Below are 26,604 nucleotides of genomic sequence, written 5' to 3' on the forward strand. Positions count from 1 at the left end.
TGAGTGCGCCCAGGATGCCCGGGTACGGCTGCAAGAGTCAAGCATTTCTTGCGCAAACAGTGCTGGATCTTGCGCTGTCCGGGATCGTGCCGTTGGTCGTGGTGTGACGCGGCTCTCGTCCGGACGCGCCCGTCCGACGCCCGGCCGCCGGACGGCGGCGCGGGTCGCGGACGACGGTCGGGGTGGCGCCGGTCAGGCCGGTACGGCGGACGGCGCGGCCGACGGCGGCGGTGGCGTGGCCGGCCCCGGCGCGATCGCCGTCGAGCCGCGGACGACCAGTTCCGGCCGGAAGACGTACTCCGAGTGTGGCGCGGCGTGGCCGTTGATCTCGTCGACCAGGGCCCGTACCGCGGCCACCGCCATCGAGGCCACCGGCTGCCGCAGGGTGGTCAGCGGCGGGTCGGTGAACGCGATCAGCGGCGAGTCGTCGTAGCCGACGACCGACACCTCGCCGGGCACCGAGAGGCCGCGCTGCCGGGCGGCCCGGATGGCGCCCAGGGCCATCAGGTCCGAGCCGCACACCAGGCCGGTCGCGCCCCGGTCGAGCAGGCGTGCGGCGGCGGCCTCGCCGCCCTCGACGCCGAAGAGGGTGAGCGCGGTCAGTTCGTCGAGTTCGGTGTCGGTGAGGCCGGCCAGGCGGCGCATCGCCGATCGGTATCCGCCGACCTTGCGCTGTACGGGCGAGAAGCGGTCGGGCCCGGTGATCAGGCCGATCCGGCGGTGGCCGAGAGCGACCAGGTGGGCCACGGCCAGCTCGCCGGCCATCCGGTCGTCGCACGAGACGAACGGTGCCTCGATGCCCTCCACGTATCCGTTGACCAGCACGATCGGCAGCGGACGCGCGATCAGCTTGCGGTAGCGGTCGTGGTCGGCGGAGGTGTCGGCGTGCAGGCCGGAGACGAAGACGATGCCGGAGACCTGGCGGTCGAGCAGCATCTCCACGTATTCGTCCTCGGTGACCCCGCCCGGCGTCTGGGTGCACAGCACGGGGGTGTAGCCGGACTGGGCGAGTGCCGACTCGATCGTCTGGGCGAACGCCGGGAAGATCGGGTTGTCCAGCTCGGGCACGACCAGGCCCACCAGCCCGGCGCTGCGCTTGCGCAGCCGGGCCGGACGCTCGTAGCCGAGTACGTCGAGTGCGGTCAGGACCGCCTGGCGAGTTTCGGCCGAGACGCCGGGGCGGCCATTGAGGACGCGCGACACGGTGGCCTCGCTGACCTCGGCCTGCTGTGCGATATCCGCTAGACGTGCGCGCATGGCGGCACTGTAGCCCAAGCGGCAAGATCTTGCGTACAGCCCTGCAAGCTCTTCCATTGTCTGCAACGTCTTGCTAACGTCCCCGCAACACATGACTGATGCGGCGTTCGATCTTGGCGCCGGTTGAAAGACCTTACACAGAATTCGGGCTGACCACACGGCGAGCGGGCCGGTCCGCCCATGATCGACAGGAGTTCCGATGCGCATCCGAACCGCGGGTGTGGTCGCCACCGTCGCTCTCGCGATCGCGGCCGCCGGTTGTGGTGGTGGCGGAGACGAGCCCGACGCTTCCGGCTCCACGCCCCCCAGTGCCGACGGCGGCAAGCTGGTGATCTGGGCCGACGACAAGCGCTCGGCCGCGCTCAAGCCCTTCGCCGACAAGTTCGGCCAGGAGAACGGCGTCACCGTCGAGGTGCAGGCGATCTCCAAGGACCAGCAGACCACGTTCGTCACCGCGTCGCAGCAGGGCAGCGGCCCGGACGTGATGGTCGGCGCACACGACTGGATCGGCAACCTCGTCCAGAACGGCGCCATCGACCCCGTGCAGCTCACCGAGGCCCAGAAGGCCGGCTTCAACCAGGGCGCGCTGAAGGCGGTCACCTTCAACGGTCAGGTCTACGCCGTCCCGTACGCGACCGAGAACCTCGCCCTGATCCGCAACACCGAGCTGGCACCCGAGGCCCCGAAGACCGTCGAGGACCTGGTCACCACCGGCAAGCGGCTCCAGGCCGAGAAGAAGGCGTCCGAGATCCTGTGCCTCCAGGTGGGCCAGAACGGCGACGCCTACCACCTCTACCCGTTCTACACCTCGGCCGGCGGAACGCTCTTCGGCACCAACGCCGCCGGCGACTACGACCCGAAGCAACTCGGCGTGGGCACGCCCGAGTCGATCGCCGCCTTCGAGAAGATCGCGAAGCTCGGCGAGAAGGGCGACGGCGCGCTGAAGCGGTCCATCACCGCGGAGAACTCGATCGCCACCTTCACCGGCAAGAAGTGCGCCTTCCTGGTCGCCGGACCGTGGGCGATCACCGACGCCAAGACCGCCAACATCAAGTACGACATCAGCCCGGTCCCCGGCTTCGCCGGCGCCAAGGAGCCGACGCCGTTCCTCGGTGTCCAGGCGTTCTACGTCGCCGCCAAGGGCAAGAACAAGGCGCTGGCCCAGGAGTTCGTGACCAACTACCTGACCACGCCCGAACTCGCCGTGGCGCTCTACCAGGCCGAGCCGCGTCCGCCGGCGCTGACCGCCGCCTTCGACCAGGTCAAGGCCAGCGACCCGGACCTGGCGAAGTTCCTGGAAGCCGGTGCCAACGCCGTACCGCTGCCGGCGATCCCGGAGATGGCGGCCATCTGGGACCCGTTCGGCAAGGCCGAATCCGCGATCGTCGGCGGTGCCGACGTCACCCAGACGATCACCGCCGCCGGCAAGACGATCTCCGAGCAGATCAAGTAGGTACCGTGACCGAGCGGAGCGAGGGAGCCGTCAGGCTCAGCCTCATACATGGTGTCGCCGAGCGCGGCGAGGCGGCACCGTGACCGAGAACATGACGGGTGCGGGGCCTGCGACGCAGGCCCCGCCCCGGGGGCCGGGCGGGGCCCCGGGCCGGGGCCGTGACCCCGACAAGGCACGCCGGACCGTACGCGACGACCGGCCGATCACGCTCACCGGGCTCGCCGTCAAGGTCGTGCTCCTCGGCCTCGTCGCCGGGATCGCGCTCTGGGCGGCCTTCCCGCTCATCGAGGCCGAGGCGTGGGTCGGTCTGGGCATCCTCGTGGCCACCACCGCCGGGCTGTTCTACCTCTACCTGTCCCGGCGGCACATCCCGGCCAAGTATCTGGTGCCCGGCACGCTGTTCCTGATCGCGTTCCAGGTCTTCCCGGTCCTCTACACGGCCAGCACCGCCTTCACCAACTTCGGTGACGGCCACCGGGGCAGCAAGGACGAGGCGATCGTCGCCATCCAGTCCTCGTCGGTGGTCCAGGTCCCCGGATCGATCGAGTACGCCCTCTCGGTGGCGACCACCGGCGACGCCGCCACCGGCCCGCTGGTCTTCCTGGTCACCGATCCGACCACCGGGACCGTCTCGGCCGGCAACGCCGACGGCCTGGAGCCGCTCGACGCGGGCAACGTCACCGTCAACAGCGCCGGCAAGGTGACCGCCGCCGACGGCTACACCGTGCTCAACGCCGGCCAGGCCAGCGCCCGCAGCCAGGAGATCACCGAGTTCGCGGTGCCGACCGAGGGCGGCGCCATCCGCTCGGCCGGGCTTTCCCGGGCGTACGAGGGCAAGGCGACGCGGGCGTACGACGCCGGCTGCGACTGCGTACGCGACGCCGACAGCGGCAAGGTCTGGACCGCCGACCCCGAACGTGGCGCCTTCGTCGCCGCCGACGGCGAGCGGCTGCTCCAGGGCTGGCGGGTCAACGTCGGGCTGAGCAACTTCACCCGGGTGCTGACCGAGCCGTCGATCTCCGGACCGTTCCTGGAGACGCTGGTCTGGAACTTCGCCTTCGCCGTCGGGTCGGTGTTCGTCACCTTCGCGCTCGGCCTGCTCTGCGCGCTGGCGCTGCACTCGCCCCGGGTACGCGGCCGGACCCTCTACCGGGTGCTGCTGATCCTGCCGTACGCGATGCCGTCGTTCGCGATGCTGCTGGTCTGGCGGGACATGTTCAACACCGACTTCGGCCTGGTCAACAACCTGTTCGGACTCGACGTGGACTGGATGGGCCAGCCCTGGTCGGCGCGGGCCGCGGTGGTACTGGTGCAGTTGTGGCTCGGCTACCCGTACATGTTCCTGGTCGCGACCGGTGCCCTTCAGGCGATCCCGCGCGAGCTGACCGAGGCGACCTCGGTCGACGGGGCCACGCCGTGGCAGTCGTTCCGGCGGATCACCCTGCCGCTGCTGCTGGTCGCGCTGAGCCCGCTGCTGATCTCGTCGTTCGCGTACAACTTCAACAACTTCAACGCGATCTACCTGGTCACCGAGGGGGGGCCGTTCCCGGCCGACAACCCGAGCGTGGGTGCGACCGACCTGCTCATCACCTACACGTACCGGCTGGCGTTCGGCGCGGCCGGTGCCCAGTTCGGCTTCGCCGCGGCCATCTCGATCTTCATCTTCACCCTCGTCGCGGTCATCTCGGCGATCAGTTTCCGCCGGTCGCGCCAACAGGAAGAGGTGTACGCGTGAGCACTGTTTCTGCCACACCTCGCCGGCGGTCGCGGTGGTTCGCGGACGTGGGGTGGCGGCACATGGTGCTGCTGGTCTCGCTGGCGTTCGCGCTGTTCCCGATCGTCTTCGTGGTCTCGGCGGCGGTCAACCCGCTGGGTACGCTCTCGTCGACCGACCTGCTGCCCACGGGTGCCTCGTTCGGCAACTTCGCCAACCTGTTCCGAGACACGGCCTTCGAGTGGTGGTTCCTCAACTCGCTGCTGATCGCGAGCGTGTCGGCGGCCGTGTCGGTGTTCCTGTCCGCGCTGGCCGCGTACGCGTTCAGCCGGATGCGGTTCAAGGGCCGGCGGGTCGGCCTGCTCTCGCTGCTGCTGATCCAGATGTTCCCGCAGTTCCTGGCGATCGTGGCGATCTTCCTGATCTTCACGACGGTCACCGACCTGTGGCCGGCGATCGGCTTCAACACCCCGTGGGGCCTGCTGCTGCTCTACCTCGGTGGCGCGCTCGGCGTGAACACCTGGCTGATGAAGGGCTTCTACGACACGCTGCCCCGCGAGCTGGACGAGTCGGCGACGATGGACGGCGCCTCGCACACCCAGGTGTTCTTCCGGATCATGTTGCCGCTGGTGGCGCCGATCCTCGCCGTCACGGCGCTGCTGGCGTTCATCGGCACGATCAACGAGTTCCTGATCGCCAACGTGTTCCTCACCAGCCCGGAGTCGAAGACGCTGTCGGTCGGCATGTGGGGCCTGGTCGCGGGGGAGCGGAACAACAACTTCGGCATCTTCTGTGCCGGCACGTTGCTGACCGCCATCCCGACGGTGCTGGTCTTCCAGTTCCTGCAGCGCTACATCGTGTCCGGCCTGACGGCCGGCGCGGTCAAGGGCTGACCCACTCCGGTCGGGGCGGCCGGCCCGCGCGTGTTGGCGTCGCGCGGGCCGGCCACCGGCCGGTCAGCCGGGGTGGGCGGCGAGGGCCCGGTAGACCCAGGCCCAGACCGGGCTCACCTCCGGGTACGGCGGCCATCCGTTGACGACCGCCATCAGTTGCCAGTAGTGCGCCGGCCGCGGGTCGGCGCCGAGTTCCCAGGCGTCGAGCAGTTCCCGCCGGTACGCCGGGTCGTCGGTCCGGCCGACGGCTTCGGCGTACGCGGCGACGACCCGGTCGATGATCCGGCCGGCCTCGGCCGACATCGGGTCGATGCCGTCGGCCTGGGCCGGCCCGGCCAGTTCGTCGACGAGCGCGGCCACGGCCCGCGCCGGTTCCGCCTCGACCGGGACCGGGCTCTCCCCGCCGAACGACTTCTCGCTCATCCGGCGCAGCAGGCCGCGGAAGTCGCGGTCACGGACCAGTTCGGAGAGTTCGAGCCAGGCGTCGAGCTGAGCGTCGGTCGGATCGTCGGGCAGTTCGGGTCTGGCCCGGCGCAGCATCCCCTCGAACTCCGGGTCAACCGGTATGCCGGTGAAGATGCTGTCCAGGAACTCGTCGATGATCCGTCGCCGGTCGTCGGCGGTGGCTTGGGCGATCTGGTTCATCCGGTCTACCTCCTGTGGGGTCGGTTGGCGGCGAGCCAGCGCGCGCAGTACGGCCCGCCGTACCCGCAGCAGCCGGATCTGCGCGTCGACCGCCTCGGCGTGCCGGGCGACGACCTGGGTCAGGTCGGCCTGGCGGTCGAGGACCTGCCGGATGGTGGCCAGGTCGAGGCCGAGTTCGCGCAGGGTCCGGACGAGGTCCAGGCGCGCCGCGGCCTGCGCGTCGTAGCGGCGGTGTCCGCTGTGGGTGCGGGCCACCTCCGGTACGAGGCCGAGGTCGGAGTAGTAGCGGACGGTCTTGACCGACAATCCGCTGCGCCGGGCCAGCTCGCCGATGTGCATGCGTTCGATGCTCGGACCTCCCCCCACTGGAGTTGCAACCCCGCGCCGCGCCCCCGTCCCCGCCGTCCTCGCCGCCGGCCGATGCGTTGATCAAGGAGTTGTTGCCCGGATCGTGGCCCGTTTCGCCCGTTACATCACCTAGATCGGCGCGTCAGGGGTGCGCGTGTCCGCCGTCAACGAGGCCGGACCTGGGGGGTGGGACATGAGGGCGTGGATGCCGGCCATGAAGGTCTGGTGGTCGGGGGCGCCGGTCAGCAGCCGCTGCAGGGCGTAGCCGGGGATCATGCCGAGCAGGACGTGGCCGACCGCCGTGACGTCGGTGTCGGCCGCCAGTTCACCCCGGTCGATGGCCTGCTGGGCGAGCGTGGTGAAGAACTCGCGGAGCCGGGGATAGCGTTCGGCGACCAGGGCGGCCACGGTCTGGTCGCGCATCGCCTCCGCCCAGACCTGGACCGCCAGCCGGAACATGCCGTCCGGGCCGAGTTGCGTGTCGACCACCGCCAGCACCCGGTCCATCGCCTCGATCAACGGGTACTGCGGCTCGTGTGCGGCGATGGCGTTGAATTCCCGGCCGACGCCGTCGACGGTCTGTCCGGCGATGGCGGCGACGATCTCGTGCTTGCTGGTGAAGTAGCGGTAGACGGCACCGACCGACAGCCCCGCCTCCGAGATCACGTCCTGCATCGAGGTCTGGTGGAAGCCGTTGCGCAGGAAGCACCGGCGGGCCGCGTCGAGGATCTGCTGCCGGCGGGCGGCCAGGTGCTGCTCGGATACGCGTGGCATGGCACACAGCGTAAAACGAGGGTTCGTTCCTTGACGGCGGGCCGGACCATGGTGACCCTGGAGACATAAAAGAACGAGCGTTCGTTTTAAGGAGATGGTCATGACGCGCCGCCAACCACCACCGGTCCTGCTCGCCGTACTGATCGGGGTTGCGGTAGTCGCCCTTCAGGCGCTGCTCGTACCGCTGTTCGCCGGACCCGCCGCGAACCTTCAACCGCGCGACCTGCCGATCGTTGTCGCCGGACCACCGGAGGCGACCGCCGCGATCACCGCCCGGATGGAGCAGGCCCTGCCCGGCGGGTTCGAGATCATCGCCCGCCCCGACGCGGCGGCGGCCGACCGCGCCCTGCGCGACCGGGAGGCGTACGGTGCCGTGGTGGTCGGCCCGGACGGGCCGGTCCTGCACACCGCGTCGGCGGCCAGCCCGGCGGTGGCCACCCTGCTCGCCCAGGCCGCCGGGCAACTCGGCGACGGTCGGCCGGTGCCGGTGGTCGACGTCGTACCCGGCGACCCCGACGATCCCCGGGGCGGCGGATTCGCCGGCGGGTTCCTGCCGCTGGTGATGACCAGCCTGATCGCCGCCGCCGCGCTGACCCTGGCGGTCCGCTCCCGGCCGGTACGGCTGGCCGGCCTGCTGACGTACGGCGTGCTGGCCGGCCTCGCCGGGGCGGCCGTACTGCAGTTCTGGCTCGGCGTGCTGCCCGGCGGCTACCCGCTGAACGCCGCCGTCATCGGCCTCACCGCGCTGGCCGTCGCGGCCACCGTCGCCGGGCTCGGTTCACTGCTCGGCCTGCCGGGCATCGGTCTCGGTGCGTTGATCGTGTTCCTGGTGGGCAACGCCCTGTCGGCGGTCGGTGCGGCCCCGGAGTTGCTTCCGCAGCCGTGGGGCACGGTCGGGCAGTGGCTGCCGGTGGGAGCCGGCGGCACCCTGCTGCGCTCGGCGGCGTTCTTCGACGGGGCGGGCGGCGCGCAACCGGCGTGGATCCTGGCCGGCTACGTGCTGGTCGGGCTGGTGCTCCTGCTGGTCGGGCGGGCGGTGCCCGCCGTACCCGGGCGGTCGGTGGACCGGCCGGCCGACCCCGGTGACCCGGTCGCGTCCGGTGTGCCGGTGGTGGCATCCGGCGGGCCGGCGGTGACGCGGGGCTGAGCCCCGAGTGGGATCCGACGATCCGCTCCCGGATCGGCCGTTAGGTGGAAGCCGGCTAGCAAGATTTTGCAGACTTTACGCAAGACTCTTGCATCGATGAGGGGCGTCAGCCTAGATTCGCCTTCTCGTATCTCACGGTCGATGTCCCATCGCCGGCTCGCGTCACGAGGAGTTGGACGTGTCCATCAGCGCGCCTACGACCGGCGTACGGGCCGACGCCACCGGATTCTCGCTCCACGCCGTGGACGGCACCGCCTACCGGGTCGAACTCACGATGGACCTGTTCGCCCCGGGAAATCCGCTGCTGCGCGACCGCCTGGCCGGCCGGCGGGTCGTCGCCTTCGTCGGCCCGACCGTGAACCGGCTGTACGGCGAGCGGATCCGGGCCTACCTGCGGGACCGGTTGTCGCCGGGAAGCTGGACCGTCCACATGGTACGAACCGGCGAGCGCTTCAAGACGCTCGCCTCGGTCGAGCGGATCGGCGCCCTGGCCAAGGCCGACGGGCTCGATCGGCACGGGGTGATGCTCGCCGTCGGCGGCGGCGTCCTGTGCGACCTGGTCGGGTTCGCCGCCGCCACCTACGCCCGCGGGGTTCGGTACGTCAAGGTCAACACGACCCTGGTCGGACAGGTGGACGTCGGCGTCGGGATCAAGACCGGGGTGAACGCCTTCGGCAGCAAGAACATGCTCGGCGCCTACCACCCGGCGTACGCCTCGATCAACGACCCGGCGTTCCTGCGTACCCTCCCGGACCGGGAGATCCGCTGTGGACTCGGCGAGATCGTGAAGATGGCCGTGATCAGGGATCGGGCGCTCTTCGAGACCCTGGTGGAGCACCCCGACGCCTTCCGACCGGCGCCGGACCGGGTCGGCCCGCCGGGCCCCGAAGGCATGCCGGACCGGGTGGGCCCGCCGCGTCCCGACGGCGCGGTGGGCGGCCCGGCCGGGGTGGAGGACTACGTGCTGCGCGCGGCGATGGAGTCGATGCTGCGCGAACTCTGCCCCAACCTGCGCGAGGAGAACCTGGCCCGGCTGGTCGACTTCGGCCACACCTTCGGGCCCGTGATCGAGACCGCCAGCGACTACCGCGTCGCGCACGGCGAGTCGGTGGCGATCGACATGGCCCTGTCCAGCCAGATCGCCCGGCTGCTCGGCCTGCTGTCCGAGGCGGACTGCGACCGGATCACCGAACTGCTGCTGCGGCTCGGCCTGCCGGTGTACGACGCGGCGACCTGCACCCCCGAACTGATGTGGCAGGCGCTGCGCGGCGCCTGGGAACGACGTGGCCGGCGGCTGCACCTGGTCGTACCCACCGGCATCGGTTCGGCCACCTTCGTCGACGACCTCGACGACCTGCCGGCCGGGGTGCTGGACAAGGCCCTGGTCGCACTCGCCGCCGCCGGCCGGGCCGGGCGGCCGCGCCGGCTGGTGGTCGCCGGATGACCGGTCCCACGCCCGGTGCCGGAGAGCACGACCCGGTGGTACGCCGTACCCGGGTCCCGAACCTGCACCGCGACCTGATGCGCGAGGTGACCGGCGACCACGGCGGGACCGGCACCATCCGGGTGCACCGCGCCTTCGACCGGGCGCACGCCCCGGCCGGCGTCGCCTTCGTCGACCTGGTGGTGCTGCCGCCCGGGACCTCGATCGGGCTGCACCGGCACGGCGACGACCAGGAGACGTACGTGATCCTGCGCGGCACCGGCCGGATGACGCTGGACGGCGACACCTTCGACGTGGCGGCCGGCGACGTCGTGGTCAACCGGCCGTACGGCGAACACGGCCTGGCCAACAGCGGCGCCGACGACCTGCACCTGCTCGTCTTCGAGATCGCGCCGATGGGCGCGCCCGCACCCGGACCGGAGCCGGCGTGACGGGGCCCGGTCCCCGGCAGGTGGAGTTGCTGGCCCGGGAGGCGGCGCACCTGGCGCCCGGCGCCTCCGAGGAGGCCGCCCTCGGCGGCCGGGTCTTCGTCTCCGGGCGTGGCGCGGTGCTGGTCGACGCCGACGGCAACGAATACCTGGACTTCGCCGCCGGCACCCTGACCCAGTCGCTCGGGCACTGCCACCCCGAGGTGGTCGCCGCCCTGACCGAGCAGGCGGGTCGACTGTGGAACGTGCACGACTTCGCGACCGCCGACCGGGCGGCGCTCTGTGAACTGCTCGCCGAACTGTTGCCGGAACACCTGACCACGCTGGCGTTCTTCTCCACCGGTGCCGAGGTGGTCGAGGCGGCGCTGCGTACGGTGCAGGCGGTCGCCGAACCGGGCCGCAACCGGGTCGGCGCGCTGCGGTACGGCTTCCACGGCAAGACGCAGGGCGGGCGAATGCTCGTGCACTGGGACGTCGGCCACCAGTCGTTCGCCGGCAACAGTGTGCTCGGCTACTCGCCGTACTGCTACCGCTGCCCGCTGGAGCTGACCTACCCGTCGTGCGACGTACGGTGCGCGGCCCTGGTCCGCCGGCACATCGCGGAGAAGCCGAACGTCAGCGCGCTGTTCTTCGAGCCGGTCCTCGGGGCGGCCGGGGTGATCGTGCCGCCGCCCGGCTACTGGGAGCAGATCGCCGCCGCCTGCCGCGACAACGGAGTGCTGCTGGTCGCCGACGAGGTGCTGACCGGTGGCGGGCGCACCGGGTCGTTCCTGGCCAGCGAGGCGCTCGGGGTACGGGCCGACCTGGTCGCGCTGTCGAAGGGGATGGCGTCGGGGTTCCCGTTCGCGGTGCTCGCCGGCACCGACGCCGTGCTCCGTTCGCCGGCCGCCGCGCGGGCCGGCTCGACCGCGTCGACGTACGCGAGCAACCCGCTGGGCATCGCCGCCGCCAAGGCGACCCTGTCGGTGCTGCGCCGCGACACCCTCGTCGACCGGGTACGGGTGCTCGGCGACCTGATGGCGCCCCGGCTGGCGGAACTGCGCGAGCGGTATCCGAACCTCGGTGACGTACGCGGCATCGGCCTGCTGCACGGCCTGGAGTTCGTGCACGACCGGCAGAGCCGGCGACCGGCTCCCGAACTCGCCCGCCGGGTCTATCAGGTGGCGCTCGACCTCGGGCTGCGCACCGCCATCGGCGGCCACGTCATCCGGCTCGCCCCACCGTTCACGTTGGACGAAGGACAGTTGCGGCACGGGCTGGACCTGCTCGACCAGGCGATCGGCGCCGCGATCGGTGAGCTGCGGTGATCGTCGCCGAGGGGCTGGTCAAGGAGTTCCGCCGCTACGAGCGCGGGCCGGGCCTGCGCGGCAGCCTGGCCGGCCTCTTCACCCGCCGCCACCAGATCGTGCGGGCGGTCGCGGGCGTGTCGTTCCGGATTCCGGCCGGCACCAAGGTCGCGTACGTCGGCGCGAACGGCGCCGGCAAGTCCACCACCATCAAGCTGCTCACCGGCATCATGCGCCCGACCGCCGGCCGGTGCCTGGTCGACGGGCGGGAACCGTACCGGGAGCGGCGGGCCACCGCGACGGTGATCGGTGCCGTCTTCGGCCACCGCAGCCAGCTCTGGTGGGACCTGCCGGTCGGTGACTCGTTCCGGATCCTGCGCCGCGTCTACGACATCCCGGACCCGGTCTACCGGCACAACATGGCCCGGTTCCGCGAACTGCTCGACCTCGACGCCCTCGGTACGACCCCGGTCCGGCAGCTCAGCCTCGGCCAGCGGATGCGGGCCGAGGTGGCGGCGAGCCTGCTGCACGACCCGGCCGTGGTCTTCCTCGACGAGCCGACCATCGGGCTGGACCTCACCCTCAAGGAGGCCGTCCGGGCGTTGATCAACCAGGTCAACGCGGAGCTGGGTACGACGGTCATGCTGACCAGCCACGACATCGGCGACATCGGCTCGATCTGCGACCAGGTGCTGGTCGTCAACGAGGGTGCCGTGGTGCACCAGGGCAGCATGGCCGACCTGCTGCGTACAGCGGACACCCGCACGGTCGTCTTCGACCACGGGGCGGACCGGCCGGTGGCCGGCGCGCTGGCCCTGCTGGAGACCGGGCTGCCCGGAGTGCGTGCGGTGCCCGACGGTCCGGGCCGGATCAGGGTCGACTTCCCGGTGCCGCGCTGGTCGGTCCGGCAGGTGATGGCGTTCGTGCTCGAACACTTCGATGTCACCGAGTGCTTCGCCCCCGAACCGGACCTGGAGACGGTGTTGCGCCGGGTCTACGCCACCCGGGCCACCGTCGCCACCGGCGGCTCCGGATGACCGCGCCGGCCGTTGCGGCCCGGCGGACCGGTGCCGGCCTACGGCGCTACCTGCCCTACGTCACCAGCGGCCTCCAGGGCCTGTTGCAGTACCGGATCACGTTCCTGGTCAGCGGCATCACGGCAGCGGTGACCGCCGGGCTGCTGGCGTACCTGTGGCGGGAGGTGTTCGCCGCCCGCGACACGGTGGCCGGCTTCGACCTCGCCGGGATCACCACGTACGTCGTACTGGCCCAGGTGCTCGCCCTGCTCCAGAACAACCGGGTCGACGAGGGCGTCTCCGCCGAGATCAGCCGGGGTGACATCGCGGCGGTGCTGATCCGGCCGGTCAGCTATCCGGTGTCCAAGTTCTTCGCCAGCCTGCCGGTGTCGGTCGCCAACGCCGTCGTGGTCGGCGTGCCGGTACTCGGTCTCTACACGCTGCTGCTGCCGCTGGCGGCGCCGACCTGGTCCGGGCTGGCCCTCTTCGGCCCGGCCCTGGTCGGTTCGGTGCTGATCGCGTACGCGGTGAACATGCTGGTCGGGCTGGCGGGCTTCGTCAGCACCAATGTGTGGGGGCTGCGGACGATCAAGGACAGCGCGGTGGCACTGCTGGCCGGGCAGCTCGTGCCGCTGGCCGTGATGCCCGAACCGATGGCGGCGGTGGCCCGGCTGCTGCCGTTCCACGGCATGGTCGACAGCCCGCTGCGGCTGCTGCTCGGCCGCTACTCCGGCGCCGGCGAGGCGGTCGGCATCCTGGCCGTGCAGCTCGGCTGGGCGGTCGCCCTGCTCCTGGCGGTGGCCGTCGTCTGGCGGCTCGCGGTCCGCCGGCTAGAGGTGCAGGGCGGATGACCGGGCGCGGCGCGTTGGGGATGGCGCTCTGGTACGTCCGGCTCACCTGGTTCCTCAGCGGGGTCAGCCTGCACCGGCTGGTCGTCTACCGGGCCGACTTCCTGATCGGGGCCGGCAGCCTGGTGGTCCGGGTCGCCTGCCAGCTCGCCCTGCTCGGGATCATCTTCCAGCAGGTGCCGGCGCTGGCCGGCTGGAGCTACCACCAGGTCCTCTTCCTGACCGGCTTCGCGCTGCTGCCCCGGGCCCTGGACCGGCTCTTCACCGACCAGCTCTGGATCCTCTCCCGCGACCTGGTCCGGACCGGCGACTTCCACCGCTACCTGCTGCGACCGACGAGCCCGCTCTACACGCTGCTGTCGGAGCGGTTCCTGCACCCGGACGGCTTCGGCGAACTGGTCATCGGACTGGCCGTGGTCGCCACCGCGGCGGCCCAGCTCGACCTGACCCTCACCCCGGTCCAGTGGTTGCTCCTGCCGCTGCTGGTGCTCTGCGGCGCGCTCATCACCACCTCGATCAAGGTCGTGTTCGCCGCCCTCTCGTTCTGGACCACCACCAGTTTCGCGGCGGTGGTCGCGGCCAGCCAGCCCGGCGACCTCAGCGGCTATCCGCTCGACCTGTTCCACCCGTCGCTGCGCCGGCTGCTGACCTGGCTGCTGCCGTACGCCTTCACCGCCTACGTGCCGGTGTCCTACCTGCTCTTCGACCGCTCCGACCTGCTGCTGTGGCTGCCGCTGGTCACCGCCGCCACGCTGGCCGTGGCCGGCGTGGTGTGGCGGCGGGGCGTCGACCGCTTCGAGATGACCGGGAGCTGACGATGCGTACCGACATCCCCGCCGACGTCACCGCCCTGCTGCGTACGGCGCCGTGGCTGGACGAACAACTACGCCCGGGCCCGTTCCGGGTGCTCGACCAGGCGGTGCTGGGGTCGTCCCGGCTGCTGGTCGTCGCGCCCGAGGTCGGCTCCGTCCGCTACTTCGTACCCGTGCTCGACGCCGATCCCGGGCGGGAGGCGACCCGTACCGACGACCATGACCGGGCCGTCGTCCGGGCGCTGCGGGACGGGCTGCGGCTGCCGACCGCCGCCGGCAACGTCGTCGAGTTCGACGGCACGCCGCCGCCGTACCGGGGCGGGTTGCCGTTCGCCCCCGGCTGGTCCTCCAACGCACTGTCCCTCGTGGACCTCGGTGGGGCGGCGCACGTGCACAAGGCGTACCGGCGGCTGTCGGCCGGCACCCGGGAACCCAGGATGATGCGGCTGATGGGCCCCGGCGGGCGGACCCAGCGCTGGGTCGGCGACTACCACTACGTGGACCGCGACACCGGCCGGCGGCTGCCGCTCGGCGTCGTCTACGCGTACGCCGACGGCGACGGGCTCGACCTGCCGCTGCGGCACAGCATCCGGGCGATGTGGCCGCTGCTCGCCGACGGTGCCGGGGTCGCCGACGCGGTCGACACCGTGCAGCGCGGCCTGGTCGACCGGCTGCCCGAGGCCGGCCGCTTCCTGCGTGCCTTCCACGACGAACTGGCGGCCCGGCTCGGCCCGGCCCCGGACTTCCCGGCGGAACGCTTCGTGGCCGAGACCGCCGCCCGGGTGGCCCGGCTCAACCCGCTGATCCTCGCCGACGACCGGCACCCCGGGCCGGTACGCGCCGCCGTCGCCGCCGCCCTCGCCGACGAGATCGCCCGGCAGGCCACGGCGGCCCCCGGAAACTGGCCGTCCGGCGCCACCCACGGCGACCTGCACCTGTCGCACTTCCTGCGGGCCGAGACCGGCACGGGCTGGCGGATGCGCCTGATCGATTTGTCCACCCCGGCGGTCGACCCCGCCGACCCGGACCACGCCGACCAGTCACCCTGGCAGGACCTGGTGTCGCTGCTGCGCGGGCTGGAGATCTTCACCGCCGACGAGTTCGCCCACCAGGCCGCCATCGACCTCGACACCGACGGCGACGAGACCTGCCGTACGGCGCTGCTGCTCACCGCCGGGCACCGGCCGGACACCGCCGGCTGGACCGCCGACCGGCTGGCCGTCCTGCGCCGGTCGCAGGCGGCGGCGCAGCTCTGGGCCCGGCGGGTCCGGCGGCTGCTGATCGCCGGGTACGCCGATCCCGGCACCGAACCCGAGCGGCAACCCGCCTGGCGGATGTTCCGGCTGCGCCGGCTGGTCCACGAACTCGACTACGCGTACGCGCACGACATGCCGTACCACGCGGCGATCAATCTGCGGCACGCGCTGGAGACGCTGCGGCCGGCGACCGGGGAAGGGTGAGCATGCACGTCATCGAGACGTACTTCGAATGCGGAGGGTTCGACCACCGGTTCATCCAGGGCGGCACGTCGGTCTACCTGTGGCAGTTGTCGAGCGCGCTGACCCGGCTCGGCCAGCGGGTCTCGATCGTCACCCCGGCCCACGGCCGCCTCGACGACCTGCGCCGGCTGCACGACGTCGAGACGCTCGACCACGTCGACGAGTACGAGCTGCCGATCCCGCTGGAACCGAGGACGTGGGGGGAACGGTTCCCGGCCCGGGTCGACGTCCCGCTGCGGACCACCGCGCACCTGCTCCGGCTGGGCGGCGTCGACCTCTACTTCCTCTCCAACGAACTGCTCGACCAGCTTCCGGACCGGTTCTACCCGGCGTACGAGACCAAGGGGCGGGACCTGGTCTTCTTCAAGCCGCTGGCCTACCAGGTGGCCGCCGTACGGTTCATCCGGCACCGGTTCGCCGGCGAGCGGGCGATCGTGCACGCCCACGAGCCGTACTACCACTACCTGATGCCGGCGGCGTTCGCGGCCGACCCGACGAAGCACGTGGTCAGCACGGTGCAGAGCAACATGCCGATCGGCAAGTCGCTGTGGCGGCCGGAGGTGGAACGGCTGCTGGAATTTCTCGACGTGCCGCCCGGGGCGGTGCCCGGTGCCGACGAGCCGGCGGCGGACCGGTCCGCGCACGTGGTCGCGATGAGCCAGTACCAGCAGCTCACCCACCTGCACTACGAATACCCGCGCGACCACGTCCGGATCTACGACCTGGTCGCCGAGCACGCCGACCTGGTCGACTTCCTGTCGCCCGGCCAGCGCGACTTCTACACCGACTTCGCCGACACCCCGTTCGCGCAGCTTTTCACCCTGCTGCCGGTCGCCGAGACGGTCCGCCGCAACGCGCACAAGCAGTTCGTCGGCGGCTGCGCGGTCGGCGACAACTGGGTACGCGGCGAGCTGCCCGCCGTCGACCGGTCCGCCGTACTCGCCGAACTGGGCCTCGACCCGGCGCTGCCGACGTTCTTCCACAACGCCCGCTACGCGGTCAACCACAAGGGCCAGGTCGAGCTGATCAGGGCCGTCGACCGGGTGCTGACCGACGGTACGGCCGCCAACTTCGTCCTGCGCTGCCTCAGCGACGCCGGCATCCCCGACCCGCTCTTCCACGAGGTGGCGGCGAAGCACCCGGGCCGGGTCCACCTCCAGTGGTGGCGGGTCGACGACGACCAGCTCGTCCGCTACGCCACCAGCGCCGACTTCTGCCTCTTCCCGTCGAAGTTCGAGATGGACACGTTCCTGATCGCCCAGGGTGAGGCGATGGCGACCGGTGCCGTGCCGATCGCCACCGCCCAGCTCGGCATGGCGCACTTCGGGCACGTCGCCGACCCGGTCGACGGGCCGGACGTCGCGACAGCCACCGGCTTCGCCGTCAACCGGTCCTTCTACGAGGACGACCCGCTGCTCGTCGACGCCCTCGCCGACCGGATCCGGCGGGCCGTACGGCTCTGGCACCAGCGGCCGGAGGAGTACGAGCGGTTGTCCCGCAACGCCGTCGACCGGGCGCGGGAGTTCACCTGGGACCGGGCGGCCCGCGCCCACCTGGCCGCGTTCGAACCGCTGTGGGCCGGACACGAACCGGTCCTGACGACGGAACGGCTGCTGCGGCACGGCTGGTTCGACCTGCTGCCCGACGACGCGTGGACGGACAGGTCGGTCGCCGACGCGGCCCTTCGGCTGGGCGACGCAGACGCCTACCGGCGCTGCGCACCGCTGACCGCCGCCGCGCTGACCGAACTCTTCGAGCGGGCCTGGGAACGCGCCGACTTCGGCCGCTGCGCCCGCTGCGTCGACCTGGCCGCCGACGACCATCCCGAGCTGGCGCGGCGGCTCGGTGCGCGGCTGGCCGGGCGGTGCACGGTCTCCGACGGCCGGATCAGCTACCGGCTGGCCCACGCCGAACGGGTCGAACTGGTCGTACCCGACCTGGCCGCGCCGGAACGCGGCCGGCCCACCGTGGTCCGGCTGGAACCCGACGGGGAGGGTTTCGGCGGCCCGGTGCCGGCCGGTGCCGGCGAACTGCACCTGCTGCTCACCCTGCGCAGCGGCCGGGCGACCTGGGACCGGGTGCCGGCCGGTGGGGCGGTGCCCCGATGACCGGCGGGGTACGGGCCGCGCTGCTCGCCGGCGGCGAGGGGCGCCGGATGGGCCGGCTCGGGACCGGACGGCTCAAGCCGCTGGTGCCGTTCGGCGGCGCCGGCCGGCTGATCGACTTCTCCCTCGCCAACGCCCGGGCGTCCGGGCTGGACCGGGTCCTGCTGCTGTCCCAGTACGCCGAACGGCAGCTCATGGACGACCTGCGGCACACCTGGTGGCGGCCCGGCTTCCGGGTGCACTTCGGCCCGTACGACGACGCGTACCGCGACGGGCCGCCGGCCGAACTGGAACCGGTCAGCGGACCGCCGGAGCGGGGCACCGCCGACGCGCTGATCCGCAAGGCGCCGTACCTGTTCGAACCGGACGTGACCGAGGTGCTGGTGCAGCACGCCGACCACGTCTACCGCTTCGACTACGGCCCGATGATCGCCGCGCACCGGGCGAGCGGTGCCGCGCTCACCGTGTCGTACCAGCGGATCGAGCGTCGCTACGTGCACCTGTTCGGGATGGTCGAGTTCGACGCCGCCGACCGGCTGGTGTCCTTCGTGGAGAAACCGGCCGAGCCGACCAGTGACCTCGTCTTCGCCGCCTTCTGCGTCTTCGACGCCAAGGTCCTGCACCACTACCTGGAACTGCTCGACGGCACCGGCTGGCAGCACGACATCAGCCGTGACGTCATCCCGGCCATGCTCGCCGCCGGCGAGGAGATCCGGGGGCACGAGGTGCCCGGCTACTGGGCGGACATCGGCACCGTCGAGCGCTACCACCGGGCCCACCTGGCCCTGGTCGACGACCCGCCGTCGATGCCGGTGGACACGATGCCGTGGGTGGTCGCCCCGGCGGTGGGCCGCGCGCTGGTGCCGGCCGCGCCGGGGATCAGCCGTAGCGTCGTACCCGGCGACCTGGTCAACCACGGCGAACTGGACCGGTGTGTGGTCTTTCCGGGGGCGCGGGTGGGCGCCGGCGCGGTGGTACGGCACAGCATCCTGCTGCCCGGCGCGGTGGTCCCGCCCGGAGCCCGCCTCGATTCGGCGATCGTGCTGGAGGACGGCTCCGTGCAGCTGGTCGAAGCGCAGTCCACACAGGACGTGGCAGGGTGACCGCGTACACCGTCGTGGACGTCGGCGGCACCACGCTGCGGGTGGGACGCTACGACAGCGACACCGACCGGGTGGACGACGTACGGCGGATGCCGACCGAGGGCATGGACCGGTATCCGGGTGAACCGGTGCCGGTGTTGCAGCGCCGGGTCGTCGGGCAACTGGTCGACGTCGCCGGGGCGGCCCTGGCCCGGCACGGGGCGCGGCGTCTCGTGGTCGCGTTCGCCGGGCCGATCGACGCCGCCGGGCGGGTGACGGCCGCGCCGACCGTGTGGGGCCGGCGCGGTGATCCGCTGCCCCTTCGCGACCTGCTGCGGGAGCGGCTCGGCCGGCCGGTGACCGTGGTCAACGACCTCACCGCCGCCGCCTGGCGGTACGTCGGGGGAGCCGACCAGGAGGCGTTCTGCCTGATCACGGTGAGTTCGGGGATCGGCAACAAGGTCTTCCGGGCCGGCGAGGTGCTGCTGCATCCCGACGGGCACGGCGGCGAACTCGGCCACTGGACGTGCGATCCGGCGCCGGACGCGATGCCGTGCGACTGCGGGGGCCGGGGCCATCTCGGTGCGGTCGCCTCCGGTCGGGGCGCCGTCGCCGCCGCCCGGCGCGCGGCGGTCGCCGATCCGGTGGGCTACGGCGGCTCGGTGCTGGCCGGGGCGGAGGTGGACGCGGTGGCGCTGGCCGCGGCGGTGCGGGCGGATGACCCGTTCGCCACCGGCGTGCTGCGCGCCGGGCTGCGGCACCTGGCGACCGCGATCACCGCGGTCTTCGCCTCGATCGGGGTGCGACGGTACGTCATCATCGGCGGCTTCGCGCTCGCCGTCGGCCCCCGGTACGCCGCCCTGCTCACCGAGGCGCTGCACCGGGCCGGCTGCTTCGGCCTGACCCCGGCGGAGATCGACGGGATGGTGGTGCTCGGCGAGCCCGACGACGACCACGGTCTGATCGGCGCCGGCCGCCTCCTGACCCACACCCTCCCCACCCCCCGTCCCCCCGCCGCCCTCCTTCCCCGCGATCTTGCACTTGTCGTCACCCAAAACGGGACAGAAGGGGGAGACAACCGCAAGATCGCGGGGGAGAGGGCGGCGGGGGAGAGTGGCGCGGCGGACGAGAGTGGGGACGGGCCGGGGGGTGTGGTGTGCGGGTTCTGATCGTCGGGAGTGGGTTCGTGGGGCGAGCCGTCTCGCGGCGGGTCGCCGAACTCGGCGGGAGCGCCGTGCTCGCCTCCCGGCGGCCGCCCGCCCGATCCACCGGGCACCCGGATCCCCGGTGGATACGCCTGGACGTCACCGACCCGGTGGCCTGCGCCGAGGTGGTCGACCGGGTCGCCCCGGACGGCGTCGTCGCCGTACACGGGCCGTCCGACGTCACCTGGTGCGAGGCGGAACCCGACCGGGCGGCCCGGCTGCACGAGACCGCCGCCGCCAACCTGGCCGCCACCACCGCCGGCCGCCGGCTGGTGCTGATCTCGACCGACAACGTCTTCGACGGCCACGCACCCGGCAACGACGAGGCCACCCCGGTCGCCCCGGCCAACGCGTACGGCCGGGCCAAGCTGCGGGCCGAGCGGGCGCTCGGCGGGGCCGGCACCGTGTTGCGGGCCAGTCTCGTCTACGGCTGGGAGCCGGCCGGCACCGGCAAGTGGCTCAACTTCTTCGCCAAGTGCGCGTACGCGTTGCGGGCCGGCGAGCCGGTCGAGGTGCCGGACGGGCAGTGGACGACGCCGGTGCCGGTCGACGACGTCGCGGCGGTCACCGTCGCCGCCCTCGCCGGCGGCACGCCGGACCTGCTGCACCTGGGCGGGCCGGACCGGATCAACCGGGCCGACTGGGCGGACCGGATCGCGGCCGGTCTCGGCGTACCGGCCGGGCTGGTGGTCCGGGTGCCGCTGGCCCGCACCCGGTATGCCTCGCGGCCGGTCAACACCTGCCTGACCAGCACCCGCCTGGCCGGCTTCCTCGAAGTGCACGGGCTGCGGGTACGCGGTGTCGACGAGGGCATCCGCGACCTGCTCGACGCCCGGGGGGTGCCGTGCACGTCGTGAAGGTCGCGTTCGAGGCGCTCGGCTTCGACGTACGGATGATGCGCGGCGGGCTGGCGCCGCTGGTCTGGCAACTGGCCCGGGAGTTCGTCGACCGGGGACACCGGGTCTCGGTCGTCACCCCGACCCACGGCCGGCTCGACCATCTCGCCGCCCGCTACGACGTGACCGAGTTGGACCACCACGACGAGCATCCGGTGCCGCTGGTGCCCGACCCGGCGGTGTGGCCGGACCCGCCGGGGGACCGCACCGTGGCCACCCGGGCCCACCTGCTCCGGCACGAGGGCGTCGACGTCTACCTGCTCGGCAACGACCAGCTCGACCTGCTCCCGGAACGGATCTATCCGGCCGCGACGAGCGAGGGCACCGATCCGGCCTTCTTCAAGCCACTGGTCTTCCAGGTCGCCGCGCTGCGGTTCCTGCTGCGCCGGTTCGGCGACGGCGGCGAGGCCGCCGGCCACGGCACCGATGGGGAGGGCACCGGCGGGGAGCCGGTGCTGGTGCAGGCGTACGAGCCGTACTACCACTACCTGCTGCCGGCGGTGCTCGCCGCCGACCCGCGCTTCCGGGTGGTGTCCACGATCGCCAGCAACATGCCGATCGACCTCGGCGTCTACCGGCCGCAGCTGGCCCGGCTGCTGGCGATGTTCGGCACCAGGGTGGACCTCGACCGCTACCTCGACCCGCCGGCCCCGGTCGCCGTACCCGACGACCCGGAATCGGTCCGTGCGGCGGCGCTGGCGGCGGCGTGGGCGGGGCACCTGCCGCACACCCGGCTCTCGGCGGGCCGGGGCGCCGACCACGTGAGCCTCTTCGCCCTGATCGCCGACCACTGCGACGGGATCGACTTCCTGACCCCGGGCCAGCGCGACTTCTACTCCACGTTCCGGGACACCCCGTACGAGGCGGCGTTCCGCCGGACCGCGGTCGCCCGCGTCGTACGGGACAACGCGGCGAAGCAGTTCGTCGGCGGCTGCGGGGTGCCCCGGCCGTGGCTCGACCGTGATCCCGGGACCGTCGACCGGACCCGGGTGCTCGGCGGGCTGGGACTCGACCCGGCCCGGCCGACCTTCTACCACGTCGCCCGCTACTCGGTGCACCACAAAGGACAGTGGGAGCTGGTCCGGGCGGTCGAGGCCGTGCTCGACACCGACCCCGAGGTCAACTTCCTGCTCCGGATGGCGACCGCGGCCGGCGGCGACGCACCCGTCGGCGAGCCGTACTTCCAGCGGGTCGCCGACCGCTTCCCCGACCGGGTCCGGCTCTTCTGGTCGATGGCCGACGAGGAGACGTTCTTCGGCGAGGCGGTCGCCGCCGACTACTGCCTCTTCCCGTCCAAGTACGAACTCGACACGTTCCTGATCGCCCAGGGGCAGGCGATGGCGTGCGGCGCGGTGCCCATCGCGACCGCCCAGGAGTCGACCCGGCACTACCGGCGCGCACCCGGCTTCGACCTGCCGCGCTCGTTCACCCCCGACGACCCCCGGCTGACCGCCGCGCTGACCGTACGCATCCACGAGGCCGCCCGGCTGTGGCGGACCGACCCGGCCGGCTACCACCGGCTGTCGGCCGACGCCGCCGCGCTGGCACGTACGTTCACCTACGCCGGCGCCGCCGACCGGCGGCTGGACCGGTTCGCCCGGCTGCTGGCCGGCGACCCCCTGCCGGCGCCGGTCCAGCACCTGACCGGCTACGGCTGGTTCGACCGGATCGACGGGCGGCGGTGGCAGACCCACCGGGCGGCGATCCGGGCCGCCGCGATCGGGTTCGCCGACCTGGAAACCGTACGGCGGTGCGGGCCGGTCGACGCCGACACCCTGCGCCGGCTCCACGCGGCGGCCGAACACCGGGGCGACCTCGACCGCTGCCTCGAACTGGCCGAACTGCTCGGCGACACCGCCCGGGCCGGCGCACTGCGATCGCGCTGCCGGGTGCTGCCGCACCCCGACGGCAACGAGCTGCGCTACGGGACCGCCGGGGCGGCGGGCGTCGACCTGGTCACCCCGGACGGTCGGCCGCGCCCGCTCGAACCCGACGGCCCGGCCTTCCGCATCGTGCTGCCCGTCGCGGACACCCCGGGCGTACCGGTGTTCCTGCTGCGGCTCGCCTCCGGCCGCAGCACGTGGGACGTACCGCCGGTGGCGCCGTGACCGCCGAACTGCCGTACCGGATCGTCGCCACCGACCTCGACGGCACCCTGCTGCGCAGCGACCGGACGTTCTCGGCCCGGACCCTGCGGACCCTGGCCGCGGTACGCGCCGGCGGCGCCCGGCACGTGGTCGTCACCGGCCGGCCGGTGTACGGCACCCGGCGGCTGCTCACCCAGCTCGACTACCGGGGGCTCGCGATCTGCGGGCAGGGCGCCCAGGTCTACGACTTCGACGCCGACCGGCTGCTGCTCACCCGCACCCTGGACCGGGAGGTGGCGCGGGCCCTGGTCCAGGCGATCAGCCGGGAGACCGGGACGCTGGCACTGGCCGCCGTCGCCGCCGAGGGTTTCCTGGCCACCGCCGACTTCGACCGGCGGCCCGGCGCCGACTGGCGGCTGGTCACCGAAGCCGACCTGTGGGCCGGGCCGGTGGAGAAGATCCTGATCCGCCACCCGGGCCACGACGACGAGGCGCTCGTCGCGGTCGCCCAACGGATCTGCGGCCCGGCGCTGACCGTCGCCCACGCCGGCGCGCGGCTGGTCGAGCTGCTCCCGGCCGGGATCAGCAAGGCGACCGGACTGGTGTACGCCGCGCGGCGGTGGGGCCTGACCGCCGCCGACACCATCGCGTTCGGCGACATGCCCAACGACATCCCGATGCTCGACTGGGCCGGGTACGGCGTCGCCATGGCCAACGGCCACCGCAGCCTGCGGCAACGGGCCGACGAAACCACCCTGACCAACGACGAGGACGGGGTGGCGGTGGTGCTCGAACGCCTGCTCGCCACCGGGTCCGCGCCCGCGAGGAATGAGCAGACATGACGGCACTGGCCGAACTGGCCCGGCGGCACGGCGTCGCCCCCGAGTACGCCACCGACCGCGGCGAGCGGATCGCGGTCGCCCCGGAGAACCTGCGCCGGGTGCTCGCCGCCCTCGGCGTCGACCCGGCCGGACCGGCCCCGGACACCGGCCGGGACCGGCCGCTGCCGTCCTGCGTCGTCGTCCGGCAGGGGCGGCGGGCCGAATCGGCGTGGCCGGCGGCCGCATACGGGGTCCGTACCGAGACCGGCGACTGGCACGACGTAACCGACCCGGCCGGCGACCTCGGACTCCTGCCGCTCGGCTACCACACCCTGCACGTCGAGGTCGCCGGCCGGAGCGTGACCGCGCCGCTGATCGTCGCGCCCGACGTGCTGGCCACCCCGGACCGCCGCCGGTGGGGCCTGCTGGCCCAGATCTACTCGGTGCTCTCCGCGGGCTCGTGGGGGATGGGCGACCTGGGCGACCTGAGCGGACTGGCCACCTGGTCGGGCCGGCTCGGCGCGTCGTTCGTCCTGCTCAACCCGTTGCACGCGTACGTGCCCGGACCGCTGCCCGACCCGTCGCCGTACCGGCCGGGCACCCGCCGGTTTCCGGACCCGATGAACCTGCGGATCGAGGCGATCCCCGAGTACGTGGCACTGCGCGGGCAGGTCGACGCCCTCGCCGTCCAGGGCCGGGCACTCACCGAAGCGGTGCTGCACCGCGACGAGCTGATCGACCGGGCGGCGGTGTGGGCGCTCAAACGCGAGGCGCTGGAACTGCTGCACCGGGTGCCGCGTACGGCGGCCCGGCAGGCGGCGTACGACGCGTACGTCGCCGGCCAGGGAGCCGGCCTCACCGACTACGCCACCTGGTGTGCGCTCGCCGAGGCGCACGGCAGCCGGTGGAGGTCCTGGCCGGCCGGGTTGCGTACGCCCGACGGCCCGGCGGTCGCCCGGGTCCGCCGCGACCTGGCCGACCGGGTCGACTTCCACCGCTGGCTCAACTGGCTCGTCGACGAGCAGATGGCCGCCGCCCAGGCCGCCGCGACCGGCGCCGGCATGGCGATCGGCCTGGTCCACGACCTCGCCGTCGGCGTCGACCCGGAGGGCGCCGACGCCTGGCGGCTGCAACGCTTCCTGGCCGGCGGCATCACGATCGGCTGCCCGCCGGACAACTTCAACGCCGGCGGCCAGGACTGGGGGCTGCCGCCGTGGCGGCCGGACACCCTCGCCGAGGCCGGGTACGAGCCGTTCGCCGAGGTGGTGCGGGGCGTACTACGGCACTGCGGCGCGCTGCGGCTGGACCACATCATGGGGCTGTTCCGGCTGTGGTGGATTCCCGAGGGGGCCGGGGCCCGCGCCGGGGCGTACGTGCACTACGACCACGAGGCGCTGCTCGGCGTACTGGCGCTCGAAGCGCACCGGGCCGGCGCGATGGTGATCGGCGAGGACCTCGGCACGGTCGAGCGGCGGGTCCGCGACGAGTTGACCGACCGGCGCATCCTCGGCACGTCGGTGCTGCGCTTCGAATACCGGGGCGGGTCCGAGGAGCGTGGCGGGCCGCTGCCGGCCGCCGACTGGCGGGCCGACTGCCTGGCCACGCTGACCACCCACGACCTGCCCAGCACCGCCGCCTGGCTGGCCGGCGACCACGTCGACCTGCACGACCGGCTCGGCCTGCTGACCCGCGACCGGGCCGAGGTCGCCGCCGAGGAGGCCGCCGAACGGGACGGCTGGCTCGCCGAACTGGATCGCGGTGGGCTCCGGTCGGCTGCCGACGGGGTGCCGGGGCTGGACGCGGACACCCTTGCCCTGCACCGGTTCCTGGCCCACACCCCGGCCCGGCTGCTCGGGGTGTGGCTGCCGGACCTGGTCGGCGACCGGCGCCCGCAGAACCTGCCCGGCACGGTCGACGAGTTCCCCAACTGGCGGCTGCCGGTGGCCGATCCGGACGGCCGGCCGGTGTCGCTGGAGCGGTTGACCGAGGCACCCGGCCCGACGGCGGTCGCCCACCTCTACTCGCACCTGGACGACTCGCCGCCCGAGGAGCGCTAGTGGCCGGCGCTTTCGTAGCGGCGTAGGCCGCGCTGGAAGACGGCGTACGCGGCCAGGGCGCAGAGCACCGCGACGACCGGGGTGGCCAGGCCGAGCCAGGCCGCCCCGCCCTCGTCGAGCAGCCAGGCGGCCGGCAGGAACCCGGTGAAGGCGAACGGCAGCAGGCCGGTCAGCACGACCCGCAGCCCGAAGCCGTAGATGGTCAGCGGATAGCGGGCCAGTTCGCCGATCTGGAAGACGGCGGAGGCGAACATCGGGTTCGGCGACGGTATCCAGAACGCGATGGCGTTCGTCGCCACGGTGATGGCGATGCGGATGACGACCGCCCCGAGCAGGATCAGCAGCCCGAGGAGCACCTTCACCGGCGTCCAGTGCACCTCGACCCGGCTCAGCGCCCAGACCAGCAGCACGCCGGCACCGACCGCGTCGCCGGCCCCGCTGAACCCGATCTGGTGGCTGGTCACCTGCAACACCGGTGGGTACGGCCGGACCAGCCGGTAGTCGAGTTCGCCGGTGTGCACCAGCGAGCCGAGCAGCCAGGCGCCGTCGGCGAACAGCGGCACCGCCGCCTGGGCCAGCCCGGCCAGGGCGTAGATCAGCACGGTCTCCTCGAACCGCCAGCCGTTGAGGGTGGGTACGCGGGCGAACACCGCGGACAGGAAGATGAAGCCGAGCGACTGGGTGACGATCCCGGCGGTGACCAGCAGCCAGAAGTCCGACTGGTATTCCAGTACGGCGCGCAGGTGGGCGCCGAGGCTGCGCCGGTAGACGCGGACGAGGCGCATGG

Annotated in this window: 22 protein-coding genes; 18 read left to right on the forward strand and 4 right to left on the reverse strand. The window is 72.8% G+C overall.

Annotated features, from left to right (window positions below):
- Positions 1-192: 192 nt before the first annotated feature.
- The gene (locus AB0M79_RS12710; RefSeq protein WP_364211670.1) at positions 193-1,257 is read right to left on the reverse strand and encodes a LacI family DNA-binding transcriptional regulator; all 1,065 of its coding nucleotides are present in this window, start codon (positions 1,255-1,257) and stop codon (positions 193-195) included.
- A gap of 199 nt (positions 1,258-1,456) precedes the next feature.
- On the opposite strand from AB0M79_RS12710, the gene AB0M79_RS12715 reads away from it, so the two are divergent.
- From AB0M79_RS12715 to AB0M79_RS12725, 3 genes are all read left to right on the forward strand, one after another.
- A complete protein-coding gene (locus AB0M79_RS12715; RefSeq protein WP_364211673.1) occupies positions 1,457-2,710 on the forward strand; it encodes a maltose ABC transporter substrate-binding protein in 1,254 nt (417 codons plus the stop codon).
- A 91-nt stretch (positions 2,711-2,801) separates the two neighbouring features.
- On the forward strand, positions 2,802-4,445 hold the full coding sequence (locus AB0M79_RS12720) for an ABC transporter permease subunit (RefSeq protein ID WP_364211969.1): 1,644 nt from the start codon (positions 2,802-2,804) through the stop codon (positions 4,443-4,445).
- Positions 4,446-4,507: 62 nt separating this feature from the next.
- Positions 4,508-5,317 carry a sugar ABC transporter permease gene (locus AB0M79_RS12725; protein WP_364211972.1) on the forward strand — a complete coding sequence of 270 codons (810 nt, stop codon included), beginning with the start codon at positions 4,508-4,510 and terminating at the stop codon, positions 5,315-5,317.
- A gap of 63 nt (positions 5,318-5,380) precedes the next feature.
- Here the strand turns inward: AB0M79_RS12725 and AB0M79_RS12730 are convergent, their stop codons facing one another.
- Both AB0M79_RS12730 and AB0M79_RS12735 read right to left on the reverse strand, forming a co-directional pair.
- Positions 5,381-6,301, reverse strand: a complete 921-nt coding sequence (locus AB0M79_RS12730; RefSeq protein WP_364211676.1) for a MerR family transcriptional regulator — start codon at positions 6,299-6,301, stop codon at positions 5,381-5,383.
- Between the two features lie 138 nt (positions 6,302-6,439).
- Positions 6,440-7,084, reverse strand: a complete 645-nt coding sequence (locus AB0M79_RS12735; RefSeq protein ID WP_364211679.1) for a TetR/AcrR family transcriptional regulator — start codon at positions 7,082-7,084, stop codon at positions 6,440-6,442.
- A 100-nt stretch (positions 7,085-7,184) separates the two neighbouring features.
- Between AB0M79_RS12735 and AB0M79_RS12740 the strand changes: the two genes are divergently transcribed.
- The 15 genes from AB0M79_RS12740 to malQ all read left to right on the forward strand — a co-directional run bounded on the left by AB0M79_RS12740 (position 7,185) and on the right by malQ (position 25,817).
- Positions 7,185-8,231 (forward strand): hypothetical protein, encoded by a 1,047-nt coding sequence (locus tag AB0M79_RS12740; RefSeq protein ID WP_364211682.1) that lies wholly within the window; start codon positions 7,185-7,187, stop codon positions 8,229-8,231.
- A gap of 178 nt (positions 8,232-8,409) precedes the next feature.
- A complete protein-coding gene (locus tag AB0M79_RS12745; RefSeq protein ID WP_364211685.1) occupies positions 8,410-9,675 on the forward strand; it encodes a sedoheptulose 7-phosphate cyclase in 1,266 nt (421 codons plus the stop codon).
- Entirely contained in the window at positions 9,672-10,106 is a 435-nt protein-coding gene (locus AB0M79_RS12750) for a cupin domain-containing protein (protein ID WP_364211688.1), read from the forward strand. The genes AB0M79_RS12745 and AB0M79_RS12750 overlap by 4 nt, the downstream gene beginning before the upstream one ends.
- Positions 10,103-11,410: an aminotransferase class III-fold pyridoxal phosphate-dependent enzyme gene (locus tag AB0M79_RS12755; protein WP_364211691.1), complete on the forward strand. Its 1,308-nt coding sequence runs from the start codon at positions 10,103-10,105 to the stop codon at positions 11,408-11,410. The genes AB0M79_RS12750 and AB0M79_RS12755 overlap by 4 nt, the downstream gene beginning before the upstream one ends.
- Positions 11,407-12,426: an ATP-binding cassette domain-containing protein gene (locus AB0M79_RS12760; RefSeq protein WP_364211694.1), complete on the forward strand. Its 1,020-nt coding sequence runs from the start codon at positions 11,407-11,409 to the stop codon at positions 12,424-12,426. The genes AB0M79_RS12755 and AB0M79_RS12760 overlap by 4 nt, the downstream gene beginning before the upstream one ends.
- Positions 12,423-13,256, forward strand: a complete 834-nt coding sequence (locus AB0M79_RS12765; protein ID WP_364211697.1) for an ABC-2 family transporter protein — start codon at positions 12,423-12,425, stop codon at positions 13,254-13,256. The genes AB0M79_RS12760 and AB0M79_RS12765 overlap by 4 nt, the downstream gene beginning before the upstream one ends.
- The gene (locus AB0M79_RS12770) at positions 13,253-14,068 is read left to right on the forward strand and encodes an ABC-2 family transporter protein (protein ID WP_364211700.1); all 816 of its coding nucleotides are present in this window, start codon (positions 13,253-13,255) and stop codon (positions 14,066-14,068) included. Before AB0M79_RS12765 ends, AB0M79_RS12770 begins: the two co-directional genes overlap by 4 nt.
- A 2-nt stretch (positions 14,069-14,070) precedes the next feature.
- Positions 14,071-15,525, forward strand: coding sequence for a hypothetical protein (locus tag AB0M79_RS12775; protein WP_364211703.1), 1,455 nt, complete (start codon positions 14,071-14,073; stop codon positions 15,523-15,525).
- A 2-nt stretch (positions 15,526-15,527) separates the two neighbouring features.
- The gene (locus AB0M79_RS12780; RefSeq protein ID WP_364211975.1) at positions 15,528-17,672 is read left to right on the forward strand and encodes a glycogen/starch synthase; all 2,145 of its coding nucleotides are present in this window, start codon (positions 15,528-15,530) and stop codon (positions 17,670-17,672) included.
- Positions 17,669-18,772: a sugar phosphate nucleotidyltransferase gene (locus AB0M79_RS12785; RefSeq protein WP_364211706.1), complete on the forward strand. Its 1,104-nt coding sequence runs from the start codon at positions 17,669-17,671 to the stop codon at positions 18,770-18,772. Before AB0M79_RS12780 ends, AB0M79_RS12785 begins: the two co-directional genes overlap by 4 nt.
- Positions 18,769-19,920 (forward strand): ROK family protein, encoded by a 1,152-nt coding sequence (locus AB0M79_RS12790; RefSeq protein ID WP_364211709.1) that lies wholly within the window; start codon positions 18,769-18,771, stop codon positions 19,918-19,920. Before AB0M79_RS12785 ends, AB0M79_RS12790 begins: the two co-directional genes overlap by 4 nt.
- Positions 19,921-19,937: 17 nt before the next feature.
- A complete protein-coding gene (locus tag AB0M79_RS12795; RefSeq protein WP_364211712.1) occupies positions 19,938-20,813 on the forward strand; it encodes a sugar nucleotide-binding protein in 876 nt (291 codons plus the stop codon).
- The gene (locus AB0M79_RS12800) at positions 20,810-22,960 is read left to right on the forward strand and encodes a glycosyltransferase (RefSeq protein ID WP_364211715.1); all 2,151 of its coding nucleotides are present in this window, start codon (positions 20,810-20,812) and stop codon (positions 22,958-22,960) included. Before AB0M79_RS12795 ends, AB0M79_RS12800 begins: the two co-directional genes overlap by 4 nt.
- Complete coding sequence (locus AB0M79_RS12805; RefSeq protein WP_364211718.1) at positions 22,957-23,781, forward strand: HAD family hydrolase; 825 nt, start codon at positions 22,957-22,959, stop codon at positions 23,779-23,781. Before AB0M79_RS12800 ends, AB0M79_RS12805 begins: the two co-directional genes overlap by 4 nt.
- Positions 23,778-25,817 carry a 4-alpha-glucanotransferase gene (gene malQ, locus AB0M79_RS12810; protein ID WP_364211721.1) on the forward strand — a complete coding sequence of 680 codons (2,040 nt, stop codon included), beginning with the start codon at positions 23,778-23,780 and terminating at the stop codon, positions 25,815-25,817. The genes AB0M79_RS12805 and malQ overlap by 4 nt, the downstream gene beginning before the upstream one ends.
- On the opposite strand, the gene AB0M79_RS12815 is transcribed toward malQ, so the two are convergent.
- On the reverse strand, positions 25,814-26,602 hold the full coding sequence (locus AB0M79_RS12815; protein WP_364211724.1) for an ABC-2 family transporter protein: 789 nt from the start codon (positions 26,600-26,602) through the stop codon (positions 25,814-25,816). The two genes, malQ and AB0M79_RS12815, sit on opposite strands and share 4 nt — an antisense overlap.
- Positions 26,603-26,604 lie beyond the last annotated feature (2 nt).

It is taken from the genome of Polymorphospora sp. NPDC051019 (assembly GCF_040683055.1).
Lineage (GTDB): Bacteria > Actinomycetota > Actinomycetes > Mycobacteriales > Micromonosporaceae > Polymorphospora > Polymorphospora lycopeni.